This window comes from Jeotgalibacillus marinus (assembly GCF_040801915.1).
Lineage (GTDB): Bacteria > Bacillota > Bacilli > Bacillales > Jeotgalibacillaceae > Jeotgalibacillus > Jeotgalibacillus marinus.
The window spans coordinates 1-5,226 of the sequence record NZ_JBFMIA010000039.1; the positions used below are offsets into that span (position 1 = coordinate 1).

Genomic DNA, 5,226 nt, shown 5'->3' on the forward strand with positions numbered 1-5,226 from the left:
AACAAGTTGCCTAATGATATAACCTGTCTAACTTTTTGGGGTCACTTCAGTAAACTATTATACAAGGCGGTCTTTGTTTATAGTATTGCTTCCTCAGTAATACATACTTCACATTCGGTAATCCTCGTTTCACCTAAAGTAACATAAACGCCCTGCGGCATCCATCAAGGACACTGCAAGGTGTTTTATTTTTTATGTAGAAAAATTAATATTTTCAAGCCGTCCCACAAGCTAAAATGGTGTAGTTTTGTCCCTTTTCACAAGGGTCTTGGGCAGTAGCGTGGCCTATAGGTCTTGTTTGTGCTGTAGCATGTACTGTAGGTGGACCAGCTGGATGTTCATTATGAATTCTTGCTGAAGCTGCATGGGGCGGTCAGAAAATCAGTATATAATTCGTCTTGATGTAAAGTTAACTTTACTATATAATAGCATAGATATTTATTTTCAAATAAGCGAGGTACTAATTGATGGAAAAATAAATTAGAAGAACTAAGAAAAAAATAATGTAAACTCCCAAGTCTCGAGCTTAGCTTCAAATCAAACTTGAGAGCGTTACTGAGAAACCGTGTAGTAGATATGATTAAACCATGATAAGAAAGGAGGAACATAATTATGAAAAAAGTTGGATTAGTAATCATTGGGGCGATCGCAGTTGCAGTCATGCTCCTTCAATATATAGGAAGAGGGTTTAACATTAAAGGGCGGAAACAAACATGCAAAACAAACTAAAACCAAGCAAGAAATTTACTAGAATAAATCACATCATGGTAAACGGAACGATGGTTGCAACAGGCTTTGATCGACGTGGCGGAACTATTGAAGTCATGCCACACGCTAAGTACTTCAATTTCAACCATACGGTGAAATTGAAGAAAAAAGAATGGAAGATTGGTTAATCAAAAACTTTGAAGAAGATGTAATTGGAGAGGAATTTTAATATGACACAGAAAGTAATTATTCAACTAAGAGATGTTACGAAAAAGATTAATGGAAAAACGATTATTGACAAGGTTTCATTTGATGTTTATGGAGGAGAAGTATTCGGGTTCCTCGGACCAAATGGAGCTGGTAAAACGACAACCATTCGGATGATCGTTGGTTTGATGAAGTTAACAGACGGAGATGTACTTATTGAGGGGAAAAGCATCCAAAAGGATTTTGAAGACGCCGTTCAACACGTCGGTGCCATTGTTGAAAATCCTGAAATGTATAAATTTCTTTCTGGCTATAAAAACCTTGTTCATTATGCAAGAATGTACAAAGGCATTTCAAAAAGAAAAATAGATGAGGTTGTCAAACTTGTCGGTCTTGAAAAACGAATTAACGACAAAGTAAAAACGTATTCTCTCGGAATGCGTCAACGTCTTGGGATCGCCCAGTCTTTGCTACATGACCCTAAAGTGCTGATTTTAGATGAGCCTACAAACGGACTTGATCCTGCGGGAATAAGAGAAATTCGTGATTACATTAGGAGACTTGCTAGAGAAAGAGGAATGGCGGTCATTGTATCGAGTCACTTGCTATCTGAAATGGAACTGATGTGTGACCGAGTCGGAATTATTCAAAATGGTAAATTACTTGATGTTCAGATGATGAATGATTTTGTTACGACAGGAACACTTGAAGATCGTTTTTTAGAAGTAACGGAAAGAGAGAGTAAAGATGTTTAATTTAATTTCGCAATGAATGGATGAAAATATTAAGCCGTCCTAGTACGTATGGGGTGTCAGTCAACGTCTTGGGATCGCCTGGCGCTTGGTACATGATCTTAAAGTGATCGGTTCTTAGAAGTAACGTTAAAAAAGGAGAGAGAGTAAAGATGTTTAATTTAATTCGCAATGAATGGATGAAAATTTTAAACCGTCCCGGCACGTATGTAATGGCTGGGTTGTTAATCGCTGTTGTCATGGCCTTATCTTTTATATTAAGTTACGATTTTGAAGAAGAAAGAACATGGCAAGAATTGATTGTGGAGGACAGTGAGTATATTCAAGAGATCGAAATAACAGGAATTAGCCAAGGAGAATATGTGGAAGGGCAACTGGCTATCAATGACTATCGTTTGGCGAATGATCTTCCTCCGAACTCGGACTCAATATGGACATACTTAGACAATATCTTTGTTCTTATTACAATGGTTGGATTGTTTACGATTATTATCGCTTCAGGAATCGTAGCAAGTGAATCTTCTTGGGGAACAATCAAGCTTCTCATGATTCGTCCAATTCCGAGATGGAAAATCCTTCTTTCGAAATTCATTACCGTTGCCACTTTTGGTCTGGCTATGATCGGGATTTTAGTGACCATATCAGTGATCTTAGGATTTATTTTATTTGATACAGGAGGGACATTGACCCATTTAAGTTATGAAAATGGGGTAGTTGTTGAAGGAAACATGCTTGCCTATTTGATGAAAGGCTATATGTTTAAATCGATTAATGTCATTTTATTGGCAACGATGTCATTTATGATTTCTGCGGTGTTCCGTAACAGCTCAATGGCACTAGGAATAAGCTTATTCTTGTATTTTGTTGGCGGAACAGCAACGGGTTTTATTGCAATGTATTATGACTGGGCAAAGTACAGTCTATTTGCAAACACAGACCTATCAAGGAGTTATCCGCTTGTTGAAGGGATGACCATGACGTTCTCTGTTATTATGATACTCATTTACTTCGCTCTATTTGTTACACTTGCGTTCACTGTTTTTACAAAACGAGACATTGCATAAAACAAAGAAAGCTCTGCTGGCATCCACTACGGATATCGGCAGTGTTTTTTTGACGTTACCAAAAACCATGGTAAAGCTTAGCATATCTATCAGAGGTAGTACTAAAATAAGGAACATGACCATGAACTGCTAGTATATGCCTATTGTCAAGTTGTGTAACAGAAGGATTATAACCAGTATCATATTTGTTCCCTATACTAAACCAATTAGTATGTGTACCACCTTCATGAACACCTAAATTGTAATAAAGGTTACTCCCATCATGATGACCACCTTAGTTACCAGTTGATGCAATTACAACTATATCTTTTTCTATAGCTTCTCCACAGCATTTTTTAATACATCTGTTTCCTTTATAGTTGCTAAACTAATGTTAAGGATTTTAATTTCATTATTTATTGCAAGATTAATTGCAGCAGCTAGGTTTTCTGAAGTTTTAGGTAATAATCCTTAACAGAAGGATTATAACCAGTATCATATTTGTTCCCTATACTAAACCAATTAGTATGTGTACCACCTTCATGAACACCTAAATTGTAATAAAGGTTACTCCCATCATGATGACCACCTTAGTTACCAGTTGATGCAATTACAACTATATCTTTTTCTATAGCTTCTCCACAGCATTTTTTAATACATCTGTTTCCTTTATAGTTGCTAAACTAATGTTAAGGATTTTAATTTCATTATTTATTGCAAGATTAATTGCAGCAGCTAGGTTTTCTGAAGTTTTAGGTAATAATCCTTATGGTTCAGAGTTTTTAGTACCGTTACCAATAAAAATACCAGCTATCATCGTTCCGTGTATTTTTACTGTATCAAACTATTAGTCGGTGTGCCATCTACGGAAATCTGTTCAGTTGGAAGAAATTTATTATCAATAAATATTCCAGTATCTATCATTCCTACTTTAGGAGAAACTTCCTCAAGGTAAGGTAAAATACCCTCAGCATTTATGTTCGTAATTACATCGCTAATCGGACTATTCCCTTTGGTCTTATTTAAATAAAAAACATTTTCAAATACCATTTATTTCCGTCTTTATGTAAAGTTAACTTTACTGTATAATAGCATTAGATGAACTAAGACAAAAATGTAATCTCCCAAGAAGGACTAGCTAAAAATTTAGACGTATCTCGACAAACTATTATTTCAATTGAAAAAACGCTATACACCATCTTTAAAGCTTGCATTTAAAATCGCGAAGGAATTTGATCAATCAATCGAAGAAATATTTCTTTGGAACCAGGAGGTTAATTAATCATGAAAAATTTATTTTTAATTTGTGGGGTATTATTTTTTTTAATGTTTATTCTAATGATAGGATCCACATTTATAGCAGGTGAAAGTTTTAATTATGATAGTCTAATATTTCTTTCTATGGTAATACTTTCATTATCTCAATATTACATGTTTCCCCATTTAAAAGAGAATGATGAACGATCAAAAGAGATAAAAGTAAAATCAGTATTTTATTCTATGATAGTTTTTCAAGGTCTAGTGGGTCTAATTTTACTAATCCTAACAATTAACCCTATCTCAATTGAAACAGTTGATTTACTCAAACTAATCATCACATTAATTATTGTTATTCCCTCTATTCTTATGATCTTAGTAAGCAAAAGAATATAAAAGTTAACTGATGAGAATATCCTCTCATCAGTCAACTTTTATGTTTATTTTCAAATAAGCGAGGGACTAATTGATGGAAAATAAATTAGAAGAACTAAGAAAAAAACGTAATCTCTCCCAAGAAGGACTAGCTAAAATTTTAGACGTATCTCCACAAACTATTATTTCAATTGAAAAAACGCTATACACCATCTTTAAAGCTTGCATTTAAAATCGCGAAGGAATTTGATCAATCAATCGAAGAAATATTTCTTTGGAACCAGGAGGTTAATTAATCATGAGAAATTTATTTTTAATTTGTGGGGTATTACTTTTTTTATCGTTTATTCGAATGATAGGATCCACATTTATAGCAGGTGAAAGTTTTAATTATAATAGTCTAGTATTTCTTTCTGTGGCAATACTTTTATTATCTCAATATTACATTTTTCCCTATTTGAAAGAGAACGATGAACGATCAAAAGAGATAAAAGTAAAATTAGTAAAATCAATATTTTATTTTTTTATAGTTTTTCTAAGTCTAGTGGAATTATTTTTTTTCCTAATTAACCCTATCTCAATTGCAACAATTGATTTACTCAAACTAATCATCACATTATTTATTGTTATTTCCTCTATTCTTATGATCTTAATAAGCAAAAGAATATAAAAGTTGACTGATGAGAATATCCTCTCATCAGTCAACTTTTACTTTAGTGTTACTCAAATCCTTTATCAAATATAATTTATTTTTAACCATTATAGACTCCTTTTCAGAAATTCAGTATTCGTCTTGATGTAAAGTGAACTTACTATATAATAGCATTAGATGTTTATTTTCAAATAAGCGAGGGACTAATTGATGGAAAATAAATTAGAAGAAC

At 33.5% G+C, this 5,226-nt stretch carries 5 protein-coding genes and 2 pseudogenes; 6 read left to right on the forward strand and 1 reads right to left on the reverse strand.

Annotated features, from left to right (window positions below):
- Positions 1-713 precede the first annotated feature (713 nt).
- The 3 genes and pseudogenes from AB1471_RS16520 to AB1471_RS16530 all read left to right on the forward strand — a co-directional run bounded on the left by AB1471_RS16520 (position 714) and on the right by AB1471_RS16530 (position 2,731).
- On the forward strand, positions 714-896 hold the full coding sequence (locus AB1471_RS16520) for a hypothetical protein (protein ID WP_367780862.1): 183 nt from the start codon (positions 714-716) through the stop codon (positions 894-896).
- A gap of 42 nt (positions 897-938) precedes the next feature.
- Positions 939-1,607, forward strand: a pseudogene (locus tag AB1471_RS16525) (ABC transporter ATP-binding protein); the annotation flags it as partial.
- Positions 1,608-1,819: 212 nt separating this feature from the next.
- Positions 1,820-2,731: a DUF2705 family protein gene (locus AB1471_RS16530; protein WP_367780863.1), complete on the forward strand. Its 912-nt coding sequence runs from the start codon at positions 1,820-1,822 to the stop codon at positions 2,729-2,731.
- A gap of 810 nt (positions 2,732-3,541) precedes the next feature.
- On the opposite strand, the gene AB1471_RS16535 is transcribed toward AB1471_RS16530, so the two are convergent.
- Positions 3,542-3,760, reverse strand: a complete 219-nt coding sequence (locus AB1471_RS16535; RefSeq protein WP_367780864.1) for a hypothetical protein — start codon at positions 3,758-3,760, stop codon at positions 3,542-3,544.
- 69 nt (positions 3,761-3,829) lie between these two features.
- Between AB1471_RS16535 and AB1471_RS16540 the strand changes: the two are divergent.
- The 3 genes and pseudogenes from AB1471_RS16540 (at position 3,830) to AB1471_RS16550 (ending at position 4,574) form a co-directional block, all read left to right on the forward strand.
- Positions 3,830-3,992: pseudogene (locus AB1471_RS16540) on the forward strand (helix-turn-helix transcriptional regulator).
- Positions 3,993-3,994: 2 nt separating this feature from the next.
- Positions 3,995-4,363 carry a hypothetical protein gene (locus tag AB1471_RS16545; RefSeq protein WP_367780865.1) on the forward strand — a complete coding sequence of 123 codons (369 nt, stop codon included), beginning with the start codon at positions 3,995-3,997 and terminating at the stop codon, positions 4,361-4,363.
- Positions 4,364-4,436: 73 nt separating this feature from the next.
- Entirely contained in the window at positions 4,437-4,574 is a 138-nt protein-coding gene (locus tag AB1471_RS16550) for a helix-turn-helix transcriptional regulator (protein ID WP_437342378.1), read from the forward strand.
- Positions 4,575-5,226 lie beyond the last annotated feature (652 nt).

Coding starts and splice junctions, on each gene's coding strand:
- AB1471_RS16520 (WP_367780862.1), top strand. CDS start 714: ATGCAAAACAAACTAAAACCAAGCAAGAAATTTACTAGAATAAATCAC.
- AB1471_RS16545 (WP_367780865.1), top strand. CDS start 3,995: ATGAAAAATTTATTTTTAATTTGTGGGGTATTATTTTTTTTAATGTTT.
- AB1471_RS16535 (WP_367780864.1), bottom strand. CDS start 3,760: ATGGTATTTGAAAATGTTTTTTATTTAAATAAGACCAAAGGGAATAGT.
- AB1471_RS16550 (WP_437342378.1), top strand. CDS start 4,437: ATGGAAAATAAATTAGAAGAACTAAGAAAAAAACGTAATCTCTCCCAA.
- AB1471_RS16530 (WP_367780863.1), top strand. CDS start 1,820: ATGTTTAATTTAATTCGCAATGAATGGATGAAAATTTTAAACCGTCCC.